The following is a 20,543-nucleotide window of genomic DNA, read 5'->3' on the forward strand; positions in this document are numbered from 1 at the left end:
GCTCCCACATCAGACGCGAAATGCGCTGATCAGTTGTTTGAGCTCAACCACCTGCGCCGACAGCGCGCGGCTGGCATCTTCGGTCTGGTGCGCACCTTGCGCCGTGCGTTCGCCGGCACGGTTGATCTCGACGATATTCTGGTCGATGTCATGGGCCACGGCGGTCTGCTGTTCCACGGCAGCGGCGATTTGCTGGTTCTGGTCGACGATCATGCCCACCGCGCCAAGAATGTTCTCCAGCGCCTGCTGGACCTTCTCCGACTGGCCCACCGTGCCGTTGGCCATCTGATGGCTGACGCCCATGGCCTTCACCGCCGCGCCGACGCCACCGTGCAGCTTGGCGATCATCTGCTCGATTTCTTCGGTCGATTGTTGGGTGCGCTTGGCCAAGGTGCGTACTTCGTCGGCGACCACCGCAAAACCGCGCCCCTGCTCGCCGGCCCGGGCCGCTTCAATGGCGGCGTTGAGCGCCAGCAGGTTGGTCTGTTCGGCGATGCTCTTGATCACCTCAAGCACACGGCTGATCGACTGGCTGTCGCTGGCCAGTTGATTGATCACCAGCACCGACTGGTCGATTTCGCTGGCGAGCGCGGCAATGCTGCCCTGTTGCGATTCCACCAGGCCGCGCCCGCTGAGGGTTTCGTCATTGACGCTGTGGGCGCTGCTCACCGCAGCGGCGGCACTGCGAGCGACTTCCATTGAGGTCGCCGACATCTGGTTCATCGCCGTCGCCACTTGTTCGATTTGCGAGCGCTGCCCGGCCACAGCCTGATTGCTCTGCGCCGACACGCTCTCCACCTGCCCGGCCTGTCGCTCGACTTCGCCAACGGTGTGGCCCACGCGTTCGATCAAGTCGTGAATCTTCTTCACCGTACCGTTGAACACCTCGCCCAACTCGCCCAGCTCATCGCGGCTGCTGGCCTTGAAGTTGACGGTCATGTCACCGGCGGCGACCTTGTCCATCATCGCGCCCAGGCTTTTCAGAGTGGTGCGGGTCGAGGCGTAGAAACCGCCATAAAGATAGAAAATCAGCACAAAGACCACCGACAGCGCCGAGGCTTGCAGAATCATGTGCGTGCGGTTCTGCGCCAGACGCTGCTGCAATTGCCTGTCGAGGAATTTCAGCGTGGCCTGATTGAGCTGGTAGGTGTGTTCCATCAGCCCGGTGACCTGATCGTAGAATGCCTGCCACGGCGCATCGAGGGTGTCGGCCATTACCACTTGTTCTTCGAACAGCTCGCTGGCCTGTTTGAGCGAAGCCTTGCTGCTGTCGGCCTGGGCGCTGAGGGATTCGCGTGCAGCGCTGCTGGAACCGAGGGCGTCCTGCAGTTTCAGAGCGTACTCGGCCTGGAGTTTTTCGATCTGCACCAGCAGCTCGTCAAAACGCGTGCTGGAGGAACTGTTGAGAAAGCCCTGGCCCAACGAATACGAGCCCATCGCCCGGCCTTCGCCGAGGGTTTGCGTCACGCTGGGGGTAATCAGCGTCACCAGTTCGCTGAGCTGACGAATGTCGCTCTGGTTGTCGCGGCTCAACCCGGCCTGACTGGTGATGATCTGGCTGAAAATCTGCGCACTGGCCAGCAACTTGCCGATCAACGCGCTTTTGCTTTGCAGCGAAGTCTCCGCCTGCTGGGCCTTGAACGCGGCGATCATTTCATCGCGCTTGGCCTCGAACTGCTTGATCTGCTCGGGATCTTCGGTCATCGCCGTCAGCCCTTCGAGGCGCGCGAGCACAGCCTGCTCCAGCGTCTGGATCTGCGCTTCGACATTGCCGGCCTTGCCGGACTGGCCGAGGGTGACGTCGATCTGCACCAGATTGTTCAGGGTTTCCAGATCCCGGCGCAGGCTCAGGCTGCTGCCCAGCAGGTCGAGGCTTTGCAGTTCGACGCGGGTGCCCTGAAATTCGCGATAGGAGTCGCGCACCAGATAGAAATTGGTCACCAGCATCGGCACCAGGAACAGCACGCTGATCAGGCTGAACTTCATGCCGAAGCTCAGACGGTTCATCAGCGAGACGGCGGGATAGAGCAAGCTCTTCACTGGAAGTCTCCCTTGGTTTTTCTTGTTTTTATTGGCAGGCGCGGGACGACAGCAGATAGCCACTATCGGGCGCTATCTCTGTATAGCGTAAATCGGCGGGAGGTTTTGTAACTTATGGTTACTGATGAATGGTGGAACAGGGTTTTCAGGGCTGCGGCGCAGCCCCTCGGGGATGAATCCCCTCGCCACAATGAGTTTCACACTGGCTTATCAGTGAACCAGAACTGTCCACAAGGCAAACCCGGCATACCACAGCACCGCCGCGCGCAGCAGCAATTCCCACAGGCAATCGAGGGTGTTGATGCCGTCCGGGCCGACCACTGGCGGTGGAACTTCCCCGGCTGCCAGGCCGACCTTGTTGATCAACTGCGCAGCGCTGATGTTCCAGTTCAGCAGCTCATGCAGCATCACCCGGCTGACCGCGACGAAGTTGCCGACCAATGCCAGACTCGCCGCCAGCAAGCGCACCGGCACCCAATCGAAAGCGTGACGCAATTGCGCAGCACGCTCGACCAGCGCCGGATTGCTGCCGTGCTCTTCGGCCAGCGCCAACAGGCGATAAGCCAATGCCGCCACCGGACCGAGGAGGAAGTACCAGAAGATCACCGCGAAGAAACTCTGATACGCCTGCCACAGCAGATGCCCCTGCACTTGCTCAAGCAATTGCTCGCCACTGTCGGCGCAGATGTCCAGGTCGCGCTTGGCCACGTGGGCCGCCGCTTGCAGATCCTCACGGCGCCAGGCATCGCGGAACGGTCCGAGTCCGCCGAGCAGGTCGCCGCGTCCGAGGCTGTAAATCACCACCAGCAAATGCACCGGCAGCGCCAGCAAACCGTACGCCACCGGTTCCAGCACCAGCAGCAACAGCGCCAGCAACGCCACCGGGCACAGCACCAGAATCGTCAGCACCAGCCACGGTTGCCTGGCCAGCCGTTTGCTGTTTTCGAGTTTGTGCAGTTCGCGGATCCATCCGCCGTCGCGTTGAAGCCGATGGCGCAGGGCCGAAAACTTCTCGATCCACACCGCCAGCAGTAACACCAGAAAACTCATTGTCCTTCCTCTTTTGCCAGGGCTGCGCGGTAGCGTGCCCAGTCGAATGCCGGTCCTGGATCGGTCTTGCGCCCCGGCGCGATATCGCTGTGGCCACAGATACGCTGATCGGTGATCGCCGGAAAGCGCTTCTGCAACTGCCGGGTCAGCGCAGTCAACGCTCGATACTGTTCATCGGTAAACGGCAGATCATCGGTGCCTTCGAGCTCGATGCCGACGGAAAAATCGTTACAGGTTTCACGACCCTCGAACACTGAAACGCCTGCGTGCCACGCCCGCGCAAGACAAGAGACAAACTGGGTGACCTTGCCGTCACGTTCGATCAGAAAATGCGCCGATACGCGCAGGTCAGCGATGCCTGCAAAGTAGGGGTGTTCGGTGACATCCAGACGATTCTGGAAAAACTCCTGCACCTTGCCCGTGGCGAATTGCGCCGGCGGCAGGCTGATGTTGTGGATGACCAACAGGGACACTTCGCCCGCCGGGCGCTCATTGAAGTTGGGCGACGGGCAGATCTGCACGCCATGACACCACCCGCTCGCGGGATCCAACTGCATACCGATTCCTTCAACGCCGACCATGTGGGCGCCCAGTATGCCGCGATCCGCCCTCACCGCGCGATCACTTGCCGCGATTGAGTCGCCGCAGGTCGCCCAGCACCGATTCCAGTGCGCGGTCGAACAGCAAGGTGTCATCCAGCGCACGCGCGGCGCCTCGGCTGAAAGCCAAGGCGAGGTCGGTGCGGCTGTGCTCCAGCACTTTCGTCCCGGTGCGGTCGACGAAGACATATTTGCCGGTCTCTTCGATGATCGCGGCGAGTTTGCAACGCAAGGTCTGTTCCTCGTCTGCGTCGAACACCACCCAGTTGCCCACACGCAACTGCTCGACCTGAGACAGACCGGCAGCGTCTTGCGCCAGGCGCGGCGCCGGGGTGGCTGCTGCCTGGTCGGCACTGTGCTGCAAGACCTCGGGCGTGACTTCGATCAGCGGCATGGCGCTGTGATCGGCATCGTCGGAACGTTCCAGCACGCGTACGTGCAGAGCCTCCAGTTCACTGAAAAATTCGCTGGTGGCAAACGGGTCGAACGCGGTGCTGCTCAGGCCATCGCGCAGTGACTTGAGCAAACCCGGGACCAGTGCCAGCAGGCGCAGGCTGGATTCGCCGTCGTCATGGCGCTGCACGCTCCAGACCAACTGTTCCATGGTCTGCACGTCGGCGTGCCATTCGGCGGACTGATCACCGTGCTTGAGGCAGGTCAGCAACAGCACTTTGCTCCAGGCCTGCTGGACGAAACTCACCACCGTCGCCGGCAGCACTTTGCCCAGTAACGCCTGTTGCAACGCCTGCGCGACACGCCGCTGAGCCAGCTCGGCCTTCGCCCGGCCTTCCTCGGCGTCCCGCAAGCGTTGTTCCAGCAGTTCAGTGCGACGGCGTTCTTCCTGAGTGAAGGCGAGGAAGTCGGCGAGCAGTTCGGAGAAGATCGCCGGGTCGTCGACAAACTCGCTGAGCAAGCGCTGTACCACTTGCTCGATGCGCACATAGAGGTTGTCGCGCTCAGCGCCGTCGCAATCGCTCCAGCCCATTGCGGCCTCGGCGATTTCGTTGAGCAGGCGCCGCGCCGGGTGCGTGCTGCGGCTGAAGAAACTCTTGTCCAGCACCGCAACCTTGAGCATCGGAATCTGCAATCGACCGATCAGCGCCTTGAGCGCATCGGGCACATTGCGATCGTCGAGGATGCAGTCGAAAACCATGGCGATCAGGTTGATCACATCTTCGTCGGCAGTCGCGACAACGCGGGAGCGGCCACTTCGGACGCTGACCCGGGTCAGCAACTGTTCGAGCTGATGACGCAGATCGAAATCTTCCTGAGCCTCCAGCGCCGGTACGTATTGCTGCAAGTGCGACAACAACCGCAGCAGGTCGCGGGTGTTGATCGGATGCGCCGGGGCGCCGGGCTCCAGGGTCGGTGTGACGCGGCCGCGGACCTGGGCGAGCAATTGCTGCATCGCGGCGAACACTTCCTCGATGCCTTCGTCCGCTGGCGGCTCGTCGAGATCTTCAATCAATGTGTCGCTGTCCGCAGGCTCGACCATGCGACGAGCCACGGCGGGCTTCAGATGTGGCAACACGCCGGTGGCGAGCAACAGCTGATTGGCCTCGCCATACAACTGCTCGGTGTCAGCCAGCACATAGCGTTCGAACAGCTTGAGCAGGATCAGCTTGACCTTGATCTCGACGCCGAGGTTACGCCCGGCCTGCAGGAAATATTCGCAGAGCATCGCCGGACTCAGCGGGTTGTGCTGATCGTCCAGACGCTTGCCGAGCATCGAGCTGAAGCGTGCGGTCAGTTGGTCGAGAGCGAAGCCGTCGCGCTTGAGCACGCGACTGACCATGGTCTGCACGGCTACGGTGCGCTCCATGGCATCGGTGCGCGGCGCCGACTCTTCTACCACCGGCGTGCGTGGCAGGGTGTTGGCGGCGGGGTCGTATTGGGTAAGGCCGGCGAAGGCTTCAAAGAACAGTTCAAGAAAGCCGCGCTCGATATTCTTGCGCTTGAGGCGCAGGTCGCGCATGGCTTCGAAAAAGATGTTCTGATCGACATCGTTGCGCGCCCGGTCGGCCATTTCGAACAGCGTGTCGTCAGCGTTATCGAACAGCTCCTGCAAATCGTGGCGCAGCTGCTGGGCAGCCTTGTCGCGAACCTGCAGCAGAATCACCGGCAAGCGGGCAAGCGGCGAGTGGTCCGCCAAATCGGCAGTCGCCCGGTGCAAAGGCACCACTTTCCCGTCGTTGCGCATCCAAGCCTCCTGGAACGGTGATTCGGTTCGTCGCTTTCGACACTGCCCCAGCGGAGTCGTTCGTCAAAGCCATGACGTCAAATACAAGGCGGATTATCTGGCAAAAGAGGCCGACGATGCTATAGGCCTCAGGGTTTCCCCTATACGCCATACACCTCGCACTCAGCGCAGGAAAATCGACCAGATGCGCCAGGCACGCACGTTCTCGCCTTGGGTTGGCTCACGCCCTGCCCCTATAATCGAACCACTTTGTTTGTGGAGTCCGTTATGCCGAATCTACGTCTCGCCGATCTGACCGCCGAAATCGAAAACAACGTGCGCCGTGCGTTGCTCGAAGACGTCGGCAGCGGCGACATCACCGCGCAACTGATCCCGGCCGAACGCCTGGCCAAAGCCACCATCATCACCCGTGACGACGCCGTCATCTGCGGCACCGCGTGGGTCGATGCGGTGTTTCGCCAGCTCGATCCGCGCGTGGCGGTGCATTGGCAAGTGGTCGACGGCCAGCGGGTCAAAGCCAATCAGCCGCTGTTTCATCTGGAAGGCCCGGCGCGCTCACTGCTGACCGGTGAACGCAGCGCGCTGAACTTCCTGCAGTTGCTTTCCGGCGTGGCGACGCGCGCGCAGTACCTGGCCGACTTCGTCGGCGAGACGCAAGTCAAGTTGCTCGACACCCGCAAAACCCTGCCCGGCCTGCGTCTGGCACAGAAATACGCCGTAACCTGCGGCGGCTGCCACAACCATCGCATCGGTCTCTACGACGCCTTCCTGATCAAGGAAAACCACATCGCCGCCAGCGGTGGCATCGCCGAAGCCGTGGCCGCCGCACACAAGATCGCCCCGGGCAAACCGGTGGAGATCGAGGTGGAAAGTCTTGAAGAGCTGAAGCAGGCGCTGGAAGCCGGCGCCGACATCATCATGCTCGACGAACTGAGCCTGGACGACATGCGCGAAGCGGTACGCCTGACCGCCGGCAAAGCGAAACTGGAAGCCAGCGGCGGCATCAACGAAAGCACGCTGCTGCCGATCGCCGAAACGGGCGTGGATTACATTTCGATCGGTGCGATGACCAAGGATGTCAAAGCGGTGGACCTGTCGATGCGACTAAGCCTCTGAGCATTCGCGCAAGAAAAAACGCCAGCCTGTTGAGGCTGGCGTTTTTGTTCAGACCACCAGATTGTTCATCTCGCAGTACTCTTCCCACTCGACACCCAATACTTCCGCCGCTTCCTTGTGCAGCACGAGGCGCTGCGCCTCGAACTCCTCCGGCGTGCTCGTGTACTTGAGGGTCAGCTCCCACGGCTGCAAGCCCTGCGCTTCGGCTTCGTCTTCGAAGGACCACTGGATCTGGTCTTTCTGATCATCGGGACTCAGGTCCTTGATCTCATCCTTCAGTTCCGGCACATCCAGAAGGTATTTTTCCAGCGCTTGTTCGTGGCGTTGCTCTTGGGTCAATTCAGTCATGGGGTTCTCGCTGATCTTAGGAATGGAGGATGGATCTGGATCATCAAGGATCTCTCTGACGCGGACTGGCCGGCCTTCGGAACCATTCGGGATCATCTGAAAACTGCTAAGCGATGCTCATGCAGGCACCGAATATAGGACGTTTGCATGACGAATTACACGGCTCTTTACATCTCTTGCACAAAAAGCTGACCTGCGGAACATGTATCGACGTGGCACGCTGAGGAGTTGGTGCCCGAGACAGGAATCGAACCTGCGACCTTCGCGTTACGAGTGCGCTGCTCTACCGGCTGAGCTACACGGGCGGTGGGCTAAACCTAGCACCGGACTCGAGCTGCGGCAAATTTGTGGGTTGTCTGATGGTTTTCTTTTGAGAACCACATTTGTGGCGAGGGGATTTATCCCCGTTCGGCTGCGAAGCGGCCGTGAATCTGGCACCTCGGTGTTTCAGGCGGTCGGCAGTGTCTGGTTTTACGACTGCTTCGCAGCCGAACGGGGATAAATCCCCTCGCCACCATTTCTTTATTTCAGATAAAAAAATGCCCCCGCCGTTTGCACGGCGGGGGCATCTTCATTGCGCTAAAGCGTTGGGGTGATTAAACGCCCGAAGCCTTGGCAGCTGCCACGTCTTTGATGGACAGCTTGATACGGCCGCGGTTGTCCACGTCCAGTACCAGCACTTCCACTTCCTGACCTTCTTTCAGAATGTCGGTGACTTTCTCTACGCGAGCGTCGCTCAGCATCGAGATGTGCACCAGACCGTCCTTGCCCGGCAGGATGTTCACGAATGCGCCGAAGTCGACGATACGCTCAACCTTGCCGACGTAGATCTTGCCGATCTCGGCTTCTGCAGTGATGCTCAGAACGCGCTGACGAGCAGCTTCTGCAGCATCCTTGGTTTCGCCGAAGATCTTGATCGAACCGTCGTCTTCGATGTCGATCGAAGCCTTGGTTTCTTCGCAGATCGCACGGATGGTCGCGCCACCTTTACCGATAACGTCACGGATTTTGTCGGTGTCGATCTTCATCGCGATCATGGTCGGAGCGTTGGCCGACAGTTCGGTACGCGACTGGCCAATGATCTGGTTCATCTGGCCGAGGATGTTCAGGCGCGCTTCAAGGGCCTGGCCCAGAGCGATTTCCATGATCTCTTCGGTGATGCCCTTGATCTTGATGTCCATCTGCAGCGCAGTCACGCCTTTGGCGGTACCGGCTACCTTGAAGTCCATGTCGCCCAGGTGATCTTCGTCGCCGAGGATGTCGGTCAGAACGGCGAACTTCTCGCCTTCTTTAACCAGACCCATAGCGATACCGGCCACCGGTGCTTTCATCGGTACACCAGCGTCCATCAGTGCCAGGGAAGCACCGCACACGGAAGCCATCGAGCTCGAACCGTTGGATTCGGTGATTTCCGATACCACGCGGATGGTGTACGGGAACACGTCAGCGGCTGGCAGCATGGCCGAAACCGAACGACGGGCCAGACGGCCGTGACCGATTTCGCGACGACCGGCGCCCCCCATGCGACCACACTCGCCTACCGAGAACGGCGGGAAGTTGTAGTGCAGCATGAACGGGTCTTTCTTTTCGCCTTCCAGGGTGTCCAGCAGTTGCGCGTCACGGGCGGTGCCCAGTGTTGCCACAACCAGCGCCTGGGTTTCGCCACGGGTGAAAAGTGCCGAACCGTGAGTCTTTGGCAGCACGCCGACTTCGATGTTCAGCGGACGTACAGTCTTGGTGTCGCGACCGTCGATACGTGGCTTGCCGTTAACGATGTTTTCGCGAACGGTGCGGTATTCGATTTCGCCGAAGGCCGCTTTGACTTCAGCAGCGCTTGGCTGGCCTTCTTCACCGGACAGCTTGGCAACCACTTGGTCCTTCAGCTCACCCAGGCGAGCGTAACGGTCGGCCTTGATGGTGATGGTGTAAGCCTGGGAGATCGCTTCGCCGAACTCGGCACGGATAGCGCCCAGCAGTTCGGTGGCTTCTGGCGCAGGAGCCCAGTTCCAGGTTGGCTTGGCGGCTTCGGCAGCCAGTTCTTTCACAGCGTTGATCACAACCTGGAATTCGTCGTGAGCGAACAGTACCGCGCCCAGCATCTGGTCTTCGGTCAGCTCTTTGGCTTCCGACTCAACCATCAGCACGGCGTCGGAAGTACCGGCAACGACCATGTCCAGGCTCGAAGCGGCCTGCTGCTCGTAAGTCGGGTTCAGCAGGTAGCCGGTGCTTTCGTGGAAAGCCACGCGAGCGGCGCCGATCGGGCCGTCAAACGGAATGCCGGAAATGGCCAGGGCAGCCGAGGTACCGATCATCGCAGCGATGTCCGGATCGGTCTTCTTGCTGGTGGAAACGACGGTGCAGACAACCTGCACTTCGTTCATGAAGCCTTCTGGGAACAGCGGACGGATCGGACGGTCGATCAGTCGGGAAGTCAGGGTTTCTTTCTCGGAAGGACGGCCTTCACGCTTGAAGAAACCGCCAGGGATCTTACCGGCAGCGTAAGTCTTCTCCTGGTAATGAACGGACAGAGGGAAGAAGCCCTTGCCCGGATCGGCTTGCTTTGCACCGACAACAGTCACCAACACGCTGACGTCGTCGTCAACGGTGACCAATACTGCGCCGGAGGCCTGACGGGCGATACGGCCTGTCTCGAGGGTAACGGTCGATTGACCGAACTGGAATTTTTTGATTACCGGGTTCACGGTGTCCTACCTTCTTTGTGGCTCTTGGGGGAAACGGTTTCTTGCGAATTCTTGGGCAATCTCGGGAATCGGCCCGATGGCAATTGTCCGGGTGCTACAGGTAAAGCCATGCTGCAGATAAAACTTGAGGCTGGGAGCCTGCAAGGCGCCAGCGGAAAACCGCTGACGCCCGACAGACCACCAACCTCATAGCGCAATCGCTGATTAGCGACGCAGACCCAGGCGAGCGATCAGAGCGGCGTACCGGCTCACGTCCTTGCCTTTCAGGTAGTCCAGCAGCTTGCGACGCTGGTTAACCATGCGGATCAGACCACGACGGGAGTGGTGATCTTTACCGTTGGCCTTGAAGTGACCTTGCAGTTTGTTGATGTTGGCGGTCAGCAGTGCAACCTGCACTTCTGGCGAACCAGTGTCACCAACAGCTTGCTGGTAGTCAGCAACGATTTGAGCTTTTTCTTGAACGTCGAGAGCCATGAGGCAATCCTTCCTTATCAGGAAACTGTTTCAGGGAAACAGCTTCAACAGGCCAGGGACAAATCCCTGTATCTATAAATGAGTAGTGACCATGCCTGTTAACAGCCACACTCGCCGGCCCGCTTAACGCAGACCGGTTCCGGTCATTCTGACCGAATCAAGCGACGCGGCGCGATGCGCCCGTCTTCGCTCACTTCACCGATACCGATGAAGCGACCATTGTGATCCTGTACCCGCACCATGCCGAACTTCGGCGCATCCGGGGCACGTACTGGCTGGCCGTTGAGCCAGTAGAACGCGCTCGCTTCGGAAAAGTGCAGCAACGGCCAATCCTGCAGGCCGCTGTCCGATGGCATCAGGAAGCGATCGACCGCTTCATTGCCGCCTTCGGCATGTACCGCTTCCAGCTCTTCGAGGGTAACAGTCTGCGCCAAGGTGAAAGGCCCGGCCTGGGTCCGACGCAATTCTGCGACGTACGCACCACAACCGAGTTGCTCACCGATATCCTCCACCAGGGTACGAATATAGGTGCCCTTGCTGCAGTCCACCGCAAGCCGCGCAGTATCGCCTTCGAAGGCCAGCAATTCCAAGCGCGCAATAGTAACAGAACGCGGTTCGCGCTCCACTACTTCGCCTGCACGTGCCAGTTTGTACAGCGGCTGGCCATCACGCTTGAGTGCCGAGTACATCGGCGGTATCTGACTGATTTGCCCGCGAAATTTCGGCAGAACCGCTTCGACATCGGCGCGACCAACGGTCACCGGACGTTCCTGCAAAACCTCACCTTCGGCATCGGCCGTAGTGGTGGTCTTGCCCAGTTGCGCCAGGGTCTCGTAGCCCTTGTCGGAATCGAGCAGGTATTGCGAGAACTTGGTCGCCTCGCCGAAGCACAGCGGCAACACGCCGGTGGCCAACGGATCGAGGCTGCCGGTGTGCCCGGCCTTCTCGGCATTGAGCAGCCAGCGCACCTTCTGCAATGCAGCGTTGGAGGTGAACCCCAATGGCTTGTCGAGCAGGATGATACCGCTGACGTTACGACGGATACGTTTGACCTGAGCCACCGAATTACTCCTTGGTGTCTTCAGGTGCTGGAGCGGCAACGTGCTGATTGTCTTCAGCCACGGCGCGCTCGATCAATGCCGACAAGTGCGCGCCACGCACGACAGATTCGTCGTAGTGGAAGTGCAATTGCGGCACGCTGCGCAGCTTCATTTCGCGGGCCAATTGCATACGCAGGAAGCCTGCGGCGGCGTTGAGCACCTTGATGCTTTGCGCGATGTCTTCAGCGTTGTCCTGGCCCATCACGGTGATGAAAATCTTCGCGTGACCGACGTCACGGGACACTTCCACAGCGGTAATGGTGACCAGGCCGACGCGCGGGTCTTTGACTTCGCGACGGATCAGTTGCGCCAGCTCGCGCTGCATCTGATCGCCGATACGTTGGGTACGGCTGTATTCTTTTGCCATGATTTGTTACCTGTTACTGCCCAGCGGTGAAACCCGCAAGGTCTGAAAGCGGCAAACGCCCGGCCTGACAAAAGCCAGACCGGGCGTTGCGTTTAGAGTCCGGACGCTGTGCCGTGCATTTGCATGCTACGGCCCATCGTGGCCCTTGAAGTGCGCGAGTCAGAGGCTGCGAGCAACCTGAACCTTCTCGAAGACTTCGATCTTGTCGCCGACTTTGACGTCGTTGTAGCTCTTCACGCCGATACCGCATTCCATGCCGGCACGTACTTCGGAAGCGTCATCCTTGAAGCGGCGCAGGGATTCCAGCTCGCCTTCGAAGATAACGATGTCTTCACGCAGTACACGGATCGGACGGTTACGGTGCACAACACCTTCGATCACCATGCAACCGGCGATCGCGCCAAACTTCGGCGAACGGAACACGTCACGCACTTCGGCCACACCCAGGATGTTCTCGCGAACATCGCTGCCGAGCATGCCGGTCAGGGCTTTCTTGACGTCTTCGATGATGTCGTAGATCACGTTGTAGTAACGCATATCCAGACCTTCCTGCTCGACGATCTTGCGAGCGCCGGCATCGGCACGCACGTTGAAGCCGAACAGTACAGCGTTGGAAGCCAGTGCCAGGTTGGCGTCGGATTCGGTGATACCACCGACACCGCCACCCACGACGCGCACTTGTACTTCGTCGTTGCCCAGGCCATTCAGGGCACCGTTCAACGCTTCCAGCGAACCACGGACGTCGGATTTGAGGACGATGTTGAGCGTCTTCTTCTCGGCCTGACCCATGTTTTCGAAGATGTTTTCCAGCTTGCCGGCGTGAGCGCGAGCCAGTTTGACTTCGCGGAACTTGCCTTGACGGAACAGAGCCACTTCACGGGCTTTCTTCTCGTCGGCAACCACGCTCATCTCGTCGCCAGCGTCCGGGGTACCGTCCAGGCCGAGGATCTCGACAGGGATGGATGGACCGGCTTCCTTGATTGGCTTGCCGTTCTCGTCGAGCATGGCACGTACACGGCCGTAGTTCGAACCAACCAGGACCATGTCGCCTTGACGCAGCGTACCGTCCTGAACCAGCACGGTTGCCACCGGGCCACGACCCTTGTCGAGACGCGATTCAACCACCACACCACGACCAGGAGCCGATGGAGTAGCTTTCAGCTCGAGAACTTCGGCCTGCAGCAGAACGGCTTCAAGCAGCTCGTCCACGCCAGTACCCATCTTCGCCGAAACCGGAACGAATGGTGTGTCGCCACCCCAGTCTTCGGAAGTCACGCCGTGAACCGACAGCTCGCTGCGGATGCGATCGAGATCGGCGCCCGGCTTGTCGATCTTGTTCACTGCTACCACCAGCGGCACGCCAGCTGCCTGAGCATGCTGAACCGCTTCGATGGTTTGCGGCATCACGCCGTCGTCCGCTGCAACCACGAGGATCACGATGTCGGTCGCCTTGGCACCACGGGCACGCATTGCGGTAAACGCAGCGTGACCCGGGGTGTCGAGGAAAGTGACCATGCCGCGATCAGTCTCAACGTGGTATGCACCGATGTGCTGGGTGATACCGCCGGCTTCGCCAGCAGCTACCTTGGCACGACGGATGTAGTCGAGCAGGGAAGTCTTACCGTGGTCAACGTGGCCCATTACGGTCACGACTGGTGCACGGGAGAACGACTCACCTTCAAACTTCAGGGACTCGGCCAGGGAATCTTCCAGAGCGGTGTCGCTGACCAGGGTCACTTTGTGGCCCAGTTCTTCGGCTACCAGCTGAGCAGTTTCCTGATCAAGCACCTGGTTGATGGTCGCTGGGGTACCCAGTTTGAACATGAACTTGATGATTTCAGCCGCTTTGACCGACATCTGATTGGCCAGATCGCCAACCGTGATGGTCTCGCCGATCTGCACATCACGCACGACAGGGCCGGTCGGGCTCTGGAAACCGTGGGCGTTGCGCTTCTTCAGCTTGGCCTTACCGCGACCACCACGACGGAAGCCATCGCTTTCTTCGTCGGTAGTGCGTGGCGCCACACGTGGCGCCGGGGCTTTTTCTTTGACCGATGCGCGATGCGGAGCGTTTTTGCGCTCGCCATCACCACCACCGCTGCGACGATTGTTGTCGTCGGCACGTGGCTTGTCCGGACGGCGCTGTTCGTTCTGCTTGTTGCGAACGTCAGCCGATGGAGCAGGAGCAGCAGCCACCGGTGCGCTTTCGCGAACAGGTTCGGCAGCGGCAGCCGGCGCCGCAACGGCGTCGCTGGCAGCGGTTTGCGCAGCAGCAGGCTGGCGACGCGCTTCTTCTTCGGCGCGCTGCTTGGCTTCTTCTTCAGCCTTCTGACGGGCAGCATTTTCTACTGCGCGACGCTCATCCAGTTCACGCTTGCGCTCGGCTTCGATTTCTTCCGGGCTGCGCTGTACGAAAACTTTCTTCTTGCGAACTTCAACGCTGATGCTCTTGCTACCAGCCACACGCAGGGTGCTGGTGGTTTTACGCTGCAGCGTGATCTTGCGTGGTTCTTCCACTTTCGCCTTGTGACTGCTCTTCAAGTGAGTCAGCAGGGATTGCTTCTCACTGTCAGTCACATTTTCGTCGGCGGCGGTGTGCGGCAGACCTGCCTCACGCATCTGCTGCAACAGGCGCTCTACCGGTGTTTTGACCTCATCGGCCAGTTGTTTCACCGTGACTTGCGTCATGCACTTCTCTCCTCAGGCCGCGCCTAATTACTCGAACCAGTGGGCTCGGGCGGCCATGATCAACTTGCCGGCACGATCATCGTCAATGCCGTCGATGTCGAGCAGGTCGTCAATAGACTGCTCGGCCAGGTCTTCGCGGGTAATTACGCCGCGCACCGCCAGTTCCATCGCCAAATCCTTGTCCATACCCTCAAGCGAGAGCAGGTCTTCGGCCGGATGGGCGTCTGCCAGCTTTTCCTCAGTAGCGATGGCTTTGGTCAACAAGCGATCCTTGGCGCGAGCACGAAGCTCGTTGACGATGTCCTCGTCAAAGCCGTCGATGTTGAGCATCTCCTCCACCGGTACGTAGGCAATCTCTTCCAGGCTGGTGAAGCCTTCATCTACCAGCACCTGAGCCAGTTCTTCGTCGACTTCTAGCTCGTCGATGAAGTTGCGCAGGATGTCGCCGGTTTCTGCTTGCTGCTTAGCCTGGATGTCCGATTCGGTCATCACGTTCAGGGTCCAGCCAGTCAACTGGCTGGCCAGACGCACGTTCTGACCACCGCGACCGATGGCCTGAGCCAGATTGTCTGCGCCAACGGCGATGTCCATGGCATGGGCATCTTCGTCAACGATAATTGCCGCAACCTCGGCCGGGGACATGGCGTTGATCACGAACTGGGCCGGGTTGTCGTCCCACAGCACGATATCAACACGCTCACCGCCCAACTCACCCGATACCGCCTGGACGCGCGAACCGCGCATACCGATGCAGGCACCTTGTGGGTCGATGCGCTTGTCCTTGGAACGGACGGCGATCTTGGCACGCGAACCCGGATCACGGGAGGCGGCCATGACCTCGATGAGGCCTTCGGCGATTTCCGGCACTTCGATACGGAACAGCTCGATCAGCATTTCCGGCGCGGTACGCGACAGGATCAGCTGCGGGCCGCGGTTCTCGGTGCGGATTTCCTTGAGCAGCGCACGCAGACGCACGCCGACACGGAAGGTTTCGCGAGAAATGATGTCTTCACGGGCCAGCAATGCTTCAGCATTGTTGCCCAGATCGACGATCACGTTGTCGCGGGTAACTTTTTTCACGGTGCCGGAGATGATTTCTCCCAGGCGCTCGCGATAGGCGTCGACCACTTGAGCGCGCTCGGCTTCGCGAACTTTCTGCACGATGACCTGCTTGGCAGTCTGTGCAGCGATGCGGCCGAACTCGATGGATTCGATTTTCTCTTCGACGACGTCACCGACCTTGGCACCAGGATGCGTTTCGGCAACCTTGCTTGGCCAGGTCTCGATGGCCGGATCGTCGAGATCATTCTCTTCGACGACCGTCCAGCGACGGAAGGTTTCGTAAGAACCGGTGTGGCGGTTGATTTCCACACGCAGGTCCACTTCGTCTTCAAAACGCTTTTTGGTAGCAGTGGCCAGAGCCAGCTCCAGCGCTTCAAAAATTACGCTTGCCGGTACACCCTTTTCATTGGATACCGACTCAACAACCAGCAGTACTTCTTTGCTCATCGTACGCCTCGCCTTTCGCAAGCCATTGGATCCGCGGGATCCGCGTCTCAGTCAAAACTGGGAATAATGTTGGCCTTGTCGATCATATCGATCGGCAACAGGAACTCGTGGTCTTCTACCTGCACCACGACGTCCTGCTCTTCTACACCGCGCAGAAGGCCCTGAAAGTTGCGTCGACCTTCGAAAGGCGAGCGCAGCTTGATCTTCACTTGTTCACCGGCAAATTTGGCAAACTGCTCAAGAGTGAACAGCGGGCGCTCCATGCCAGGCGAGGAAACTTCAAGGGTGTATTCAACGGAGATCGGATCTTCAACATCCAGAACGCCGCTGATCTGACGGCTGACAATGGCGCAATCGTCCACCAGCACGCCACCCTCTTTATCGATATAAACGCGCAACATCGAGTGACGACCCTGAGCCGAAAACTCGATACCCCAGCATTCATAGCCCAGGGCCACGACCACCGGGGCCAGCAAGGCCTGCAACTCTTCTAGCTTGCTCGACACCTGAACCCCCTAGTGCATGATATGTGCATGCTTTGCAAAATAAAAAAATGGGCATAACGCCCATCCTTGAAACGCCGTCGAACAGCGGCGTTGAAAGTATCCAGCTAACAAAAAGCCCCTTAAAAGGGGCTCCTTAAACTGGTTGCGGGGGCCGGATTTGAACCGACGACCTTCGGGTTATGAGCCCGACGAGCTACCAGACTGCTCCACCCCGCGACAAAGCTGGGGCGGAAGTATACGACCGATCCCTTTTAGGGTCAATGTAACCTTCCACCTGCAAGAAAGCCCGCAACAGCGGGCTCTCCTGACTAATTGGTACCGAGAAGGGGACTCGAACCCCTACACCCTATGGGCACAACCACCTCAAGGTTGCGTGTCTACCAATTCCACCACCTCGGCAATACTACGTTTGAAACTCTTCTTACTTCTGCTCTTGAGCTGGAGGCACGTCAGTCGCTGGAGTAGCCGACTTTTGCTCTTGAAGCACCGGGACATCATCAGAAGCCGGTTGTTGCTTAGGTACTTCCAACACTGCTGGATCTGGAAGACCTGCTTGAGTCAGCTGATGAGCTTTCTCTTTAGCAAAGTAACCTAACCCCAAGCTGGTTATGAAGAAACCGGCGGCAAGTATAGCAGTAAACTTACTAAGAAAGGTAGAGGAACCTTGGCTTCCGAACACAGTATTTGAAGCACCTGCTCCGAAAGACGCGCCAGCGTCCGCACCCTTACCCTGCTGCAGCAAAACCAGAGCAACTACGCCCAATGCACCCAGCAGATGAAAAACGACTACGACTGTTTCCAGCATTTTTTCAGTTTCCCGCGGCGCGACAGATCGCACCGAACTCATCTGCATTCAGGGAAGCTCCACCAATGAGCCCCCCATCGATATCCGGCATGCCGAACAGTTCGACCGCATTGGCCGCCTTCACGCTGCCGCCGTATAGAAGCCGCACACCTCGTGCGACTTCAGAATTCTCTGCCGCCAACTGCTCGCGAATGGCTTTATGCACATCCTGAGCCTGTTGCGGCGTTGCAGTCAGCCCGGTACCAATGGCCCAGACCGGCTCGTATGCAATCACTGCCTTGGCAAAGGCACCGACACCCAGCTCCTCGATGATGCTGCCCAGCTGACGCCCGACAACTTCAAGAGTTTTTCCGGCTTCGCGCTGCTCGAGGGTTTCCCCTACACACAACACCGGAATCAAGCCACATGCCTGTGCCGCTGCGAACTTGCGATTCAGCATCCCGTCTCGCTCGCCCATAATCTGGCGGCGTTCGGAGTGCCCGACAAGCACCAGGGAACAACCTGCATCCACCAGTTGGCTGGGAGCAATCTCACCAGTCAAAGCACCTTGCATGGCTTCCACCGCAGAATTCTGCGCGCCGACCGAAATCGACTTGCCTTTCAAGCCTTCAATCACTTGATTGATGTACAAGCAAGGCGGGAACACCGCGACATCAACACCGCTTGGCAAGGCCAGATGACGAAGGCCGTTGATCAGCTCAGCGACGCTGGCGCGGGTACCGTGCATCTTCCAGTTACCAGCTACCATAGGGCGACGCATGCTGTACCTCGTCGGTCAAAGTGGGCGCAGATGTTACCCAACACAATCATGGCTTGCAAGCCGTATCAGGCAGAAACTTCGGTTACCAGTTTTGCCAGCTCTTCGGCATAGCCGCGAACCTGGTTTTCGTCCTCGCCTTCGACCATTACGCGCACCAGAGGCTCTGTGCCGGACTTGCGCAGAAGCACGCGACCGCGCCCCGCCATCGCCTGAGTGACACGGGCACTGGCCTCCTTGACAGCCGGATGCTCCAGCGGGCTTTCACCGCCGCCAAAGCGAACGTTGATCAGCACCTGAGGGCACTTGCGCAAAGCCTGCCGCGTTTGCGCCAGACCTTCGTTGCGGGATTTCAGAGCCATCAACACCTGCAGAGCCGCGATGATCGCATCGCCCGTGGTGGTGTGGTTGAAGCAGACCACATGCCCGGAGTTTTCCCCACCAACGAGCCAGTTGCGCTCTTGCAGTTCGGCAATCACGTAGCGGTCACCGACATTGGCGCGAACGAACGGGATCGACAGATCCGCCAAGGCCAGCTCGAGACCAAGATTGCTCATCAATGTACCGACGACGCCACCCTGCAACTTGCCACGCTCATGCAGATCGCGGGCAATGATGAACAGCAGGTCATCACCATCGACGATGGTGCCGGTGTGATCGACCATCAATACCCGATCACCATCACCATCGAAGGCGATACCCAGGTCCGCATGCTCAGCCAGAACGGCGGCCTGCAATGGCCCCATATGCGTGGAACCGCAGTTATCGTTGATGTTCAGCCCGTTCGGCTGAGCGGAAAGCACGACGACTTCGGCACCCAGTTCACGGAAGACGCTCGGCGCTACCTTATAGGTCGCACCATGCGCGCAGTCGATAACGATCTTCAGGCCGGCGAAATTGGTCCCGGTAGGCACGCTGCTTTTGCAGAACTCGATGTAGCGACCCGATGCATCATTGATTCGCGATACTTTGCCGATCTTGCTCGACTCGACGACGGTCATTGGCGTATCGAGCAACTCTTCGATCATCAACTCCAACTCATCGGGCAGCTTGGTGCCTTTGCCGGAGAAGAACTTGATGCCGTTGTCATCATGCGGGTTGTGCGATGCACTTATCACGATACCGGCTTCAGCCTGGAACGTACGCGACAGATAAGCGATGGCAGGCGTCGGCATCGGGCCGAGCAGCATCACATCGGCGCCCGCCGAGGTCAGGCCCGCTTCGAGTGCCGATTCGAACATATAACCGGAGATCCGCGTGTCCTTGCCGACCAGCACCTTACAGGCACCCATCTTGCGGAAAGCCATACCAGCCGCCCAGCCGAGCTTGAGCATGAAGTCAGGCGTGATCGGGTATTCACCAACGCGACCGCGAATGCCGTCGGTGCCAAAATATTTCTTGCTCATAAGTGCTCCATCATTCTTATTCGGCTGATTCTACGGCCGCGATCATTCGTACCACATCGACAGTTTCCGCCACATCGTGGACGCGCAATATATGTGCGCCTTTAACTGACGCCAGCGCCGCCAGCGCAAGTCCGCCGTGCAGGCGCTCGCCCACGGGACGATTTAAAGCGTGGCCAATCATACTCTTGCGCGAAACACCTACCAGCAGTGGTCGACCCAGTGCATGCAGGGCCTCCATGTGTTTGAACAAGCTTAGATTGTGCTGCAGGGTCTTGGCGAAGCCGAAGCCGGGATCAAGAATGATCCGCTCGGCGGGAATGCCCGCCTGAGCACACTGATCCATGCGTTCGGCGAGAAACTCACCGACCTCGCGGGTGACATCCTGATACTGTGGATTGTCCTGCATATCCCCCGGCTCGCCGAGCATGTGCATGAGACAAACCGGCAATCCGGTCGCCGCCGCCGCATCCAGCGCGCCATCGCGACGCAACGAACGCACATCATTGATCAGTCCGGCACCGAGCCGTGCGGTTTCGCGCATGACTGCCGGGGTGGAAGTATCGACCGAGATGATGACATCCAGCTCGCGATTGATCAGCTCGACAATCGGCGCGACGCGCTCAAGTTCCTCCAGAGGAGAGACCGCTCGCGCACCCGGCCGGGTCGATTCGCCGCCAACATCGATCAGCGTCGCGCCAGCCAACACCATGGCTTCGGCGTGGCGCAAAGCCGCATCGAGCTGGCTATAGCGACCACCATCGGAGAAAGAATCAGGAGTGACATTGAGAATACCCATGACATGCGTCTGGGCCAAATCAAGAACCCGGTTGCCGCAAGGCAACCGGGTCAGGGACTGAACAGAAGTCATTTCAAGCC

Annotated in this window: 17 protein-coding genes and 3 tRNA genes; 1 reads left to right on the plus strand and 19 read right to left on the minus strand. The window is 59.3% G+C overall.

Annotation, left to right across the window (positions count from 1 at the left end; translation table 11 throughout):
• Positions 1–9 precede the first annotated feature (9 nt).
• The 4 genes from D8U70_RS00815 to D8U70_RS00835 all read right to left on the minus strand — a co-directional run bounded on the left by D8U70_RS00815 (position 10) and on the right by D8U70_RS00835 (position 5,889).
• Positions 10–2,040, minus strand: a complete 2,031-nt coding sequence (locus D8U70_RS00815; protein WP_130928110.1) for a methyl-accepting chemotaxis protein — start codon at positions 2,038–2,040, stop codon at positions 10–12.
• Between the two features lie 210 nt (positions 2,041–2,250).
• Entirely contained in the window at positions 2,251–3,090 is an 840-nt protein-coding gene (gene ampE, locus D8U70_RS00825; protein WP_076565795.1) for a regulatory signaling modulator protein AmpE, read from the minus strand.
• A complete protein-coding gene (ampD, locus tag D8U70_RS00830; protein WP_024011575.1) occupies positions 3,087–3,647 on the minus strand; it encodes a 1,6-anhydro-N-acetylmuramyl-L-alanine amidase AmpD in 561 nt (186 codons plus the stop codon). Before ampD ends, ampE begins: the two co-directional genes overlap by 4 nt.
• Positions 3,648–3,711: 64 nt before the next feature.
• Positions 3,712–5,889, minus strand: coding sequence for a DUF1631 domain-containing protein (locus D8U70_RS00835; protein ID WP_130928111.1), 2,178 nt, complete (start codon positions 5,887–5,889; stop codon positions 3,712–3,714).
• A 267-nt stretch (positions 5,890–6,156) separates the two neighbouring features.
• On the opposite strand from D8U70_RS00835, the gene nadC reads away from it, so the two are divergent.
• A complete protein-coding gene (gene nadC / locus D8U70_RS00840; RefSeq protein WP_016771747.1) occupies positions 6,157–7,005 on the plus strand; it encodes a carboxylating nicotinate-nucleotide diphosphorylase in 849 nt (282 codons plus the stop codon).
• 48 nt (positions 7,006–7,053) lie between these two features.
• Here the strand turns inward: nadC and D8U70_RS00845 are convergent, their stop codons facing one another.
• The 15 genes from D8U70_RS00845 to folP all read right to left on the minus strand — a co-directional run bounded on the left by D8U70_RS00845 (position 7,054) and on the right by folP (position 20,535).
• The gene (locus D8U70_RS00845; RefSeq protein ID WP_016771748.1) at positions 7,054–7,353 is read right to left on the minus strand and encodes a DUF6388 family protein; all 300 of its coding nucleotides are present in this window, start codon (positions 7,351–7,353) and stop codon (positions 7,054–7,056) included.
• 229 nt (positions 7,354–7,582) lie between these two features.
• A tRNA-Thr gene (locus tag D8U70_RS00850) sits at positions 7,583–7,658 on the minus strand.
• A 291-nt stretch (positions 7,659–7,949) separates the two neighbouring features.
• A complete protein-coding gene (gene pnp, locus D8U70_RS00855) occupies positions 7,950–10,055 on the minus strand; it encodes a polyribonucleotide nucleotidyltransferase (RefSeq protein WP_024011572.1) in 2,106 nt (701 codons plus the stop codon).
• A 204-nt stretch (positions 10,056–10,259) separates the two neighbouring features.
• Positions 10,260–10,529, minus strand: a complete 270-nt coding sequence (gene rpsO / locus D8U70_RS00865) for a 30S ribosomal protein S15 (protein ID WP_016771751.1) — start codon at positions 10,527–10,529, stop codon at positions 10,260–10,262.
• Positions 10,530–10,672: 143 nt separating this feature from the next.
• Positions 10,673–11,590, minus strand: a complete 918-nt coding sequence (truB, locus tag D8U70_RS00870; protein WP_024011571.1) for a tRNA pseudouridine(55) synthase TruB — start codon at positions 11,588–11,590, stop codon at positions 10,673–10,675.
• Between the two features lie 4 nt (positions 11,591–11,594).
• Positions 11,595–11,996, minus strand: a complete 402-nt coding sequence (gene rbfA / locus D8U70_RS00875) for a 30S ribosome-binding factor RbfA (protein ID WP_016771753.1) — start codon at positions 11,994–11,996, stop codon at positions 11,595–11,597.
• 159 nt (positions 11,997–12,155) lie between these two features.
• The gene (gene infB / locus D8U70_RS00880; RefSeq protein ID WP_024011570.1) at positions 12,156–14,684 is read right to left on the minus strand and encodes a translation initiation factor IF-2; all 2,529 of its coding nucleotides are present in this window, start codon (positions 14,682–14,684) and stop codon (positions 12,156–12,158) included.
• A gap of 27 nt (positions 14,685–14,711) precedes the next feature.
• Positions 14,712–16,193 carry a transcription termination factor NusA gene (nusA, locus tag D8U70_RS00885; protein WP_024011569.1) on the minus strand — a complete coding sequence of 494 codons (1,482 nt, stop codon included), beginning with the start codon at positions 16,191–16,193 and terminating at the stop codon, positions 14,712–14,714.
• Between the two features lie 47 nt (positions 16,194–16,240).
• Positions 16,241–16,699 (minus strand): ribosome maturation factor RimP, encoded by a 459-nt coding sequence (rimP, locus tag D8U70_RS00890; RefSeq protein WP_007973115.1) that lies wholly within the window; start codon positions 16,697–16,699, stop codon positions 16,241–16,243.
• 139 nt (positions 16,700–16,838) lie between these two features.
• Positions 16,839–16,915, minus strand: a tRNA-Met gene (locus tag D8U70_RS00895).
• 97 nt (positions 16,916–17,012) lie between these two features.
• Positions 17,013–17,098 (minus strand) — tRNA-Leu (locus D8U70_RS00900).
• A 22-nt stretch (positions 17,099–17,120) separates the two neighbouring features.
• Positions 17,121–17,504, minus strand: a complete 384-nt coding sequence (gene secG, locus D8U70_RS00905; protein WP_016771756.1) for a preprotein translocase subunit SecG — start codon at positions 17,502–17,504, stop codon at positions 17,121–17,123.
• A gap of 4 nt (positions 17,505–17,508) precedes the next feature.
• A complete protein-coding gene (tpiA, locus tag D8U70_RS00910; RefSeq protein ID WP_130928112.1) occupies positions 17,509–18,264 on the minus strand; it encodes a triose-phosphate isomerase in 756 nt (251 codons plus the stop codon).
• Positions 18,265–18,329: 65 nt separating this feature from the next.
• On the minus strand, positions 18,330–19,667 hold the full coding sequence (gene glmM, locus D8U70_RS00915; RefSeq protein WP_073473855.1) for a phosphoglucosamine mutase: 1,338 nt from the start codon (positions 19,665–19,667) through the stop codon (positions 18,330–18,332).
• A gap of 16 nt (positions 19,668–19,683) precedes the next feature.
• Positions 19,684–20,535 (minus strand): dihydropteroate synthase, encoded by an 852-nt coding sequence (gene folP, locus D8U70_RS00920; protein WP_130928113.1) that lies wholly within the window; start codon positions 20,533–20,535, stop codon positions 19,684–19,686.
• Between the last annotated feature and the right edge of the window lie 8 nt (positions 20,536–20,543).

Origin of the sequence: Pseudomonas sp. Sample_20 (assembly GCF_004307585.1) — a bacterium.
In the GTDB taxonomy this organism is placed as follows: domain Bacteria; phylum Pseudomonadota; class Gammaproteobacteria; order Pseudomonadales; family Pseudomonadaceae; genus Aquipseudomonas; species Aquipseudomonas atacamensis.

Coding starts and splice junctions, on each gene's coding strand:
- ampD (WP_024011575.1), bottom strand. CDS start 3,647: ATGCAGTTGGATCCCGCGAGCGGGTGGTGTCATGGCGTGCAGATCTGC.
- folP (WP_130928113.1), bottom strand. CDS start 20,535: ATGACTTCTGTTCAGTCCCTGACCCGGTTGCCTTGCGGCAACCGGGTT.
- tpiA (WP_130928112.1), bottom strand. CDS start 18,264: ATGCGTCGCCCTATGGTAGCTGGTAACTGGAAGATGCACGGTACCCGC.
- glmM (WP_073473855.1), bottom strand. CDS start 19,667: ATGAGCAAGAAATATTTTGGCACCGACGGCATTCGCGGTCGCGTTGGT.
- infB (WP_024011570.1), bottom strand. CDS start 14,684: ATGACGCAAGTCACGGTGAAACAACTGGCCGATGAGGTCAAAACACCG.
- secG (WP_016771756.1), bottom strand. CDS start 17,504: ATGCTGGAAACAGTCGTAGTCGTTTTTCATCTGCTGGGTGCATTGGGC.
- rpsO (WP_016771751.1), bottom strand. CDS start 10,529: ATGGCTCTCGACGTTCAAGAAAAAGCTCAAATCGTTGCTGACTACCAG.
- D8U70_RS00835 (WP_130928111.1), bottom strand. CDS start 5,889: ATGCGCAACGACGGGAAAGTGGTGCCTTTGCACCGGGCGACTGCCGAT.
- nusA (WP_024011569.1), bottom strand. CDS start 16,193: ATGAGCAAAGAAGTACTGCTGGTTGTTGAGTCGGTATCCAATGAAAAG.
- D8U70_RS00845 (WP_016771748.1), bottom strand. CDS start 7,353: ATGACTGAATTGACCCAAGAGCAACGCCACGAACAAGCGCTGGAAAAA.
- ampE (WP_076565795.1), bottom strand. CDS start 3,090: ATGAGTTTTCTGGTGTTACTGCTGGCGGTGTGGATCGAGAAGTTTTCG.
- nadC (WP_016771747.1), top strand. CDS start 6,157: ATGCCGAATCTACGTCTCGCCGATCTGACCGCCGAAATCGAAAACAAC.
- rbfA (WP_016771753.1), bottom strand. CDS start 11,996: ATGGCAAAAGAATACAGCCGTACCCAACGTATCGGCGATCAGATGCAG.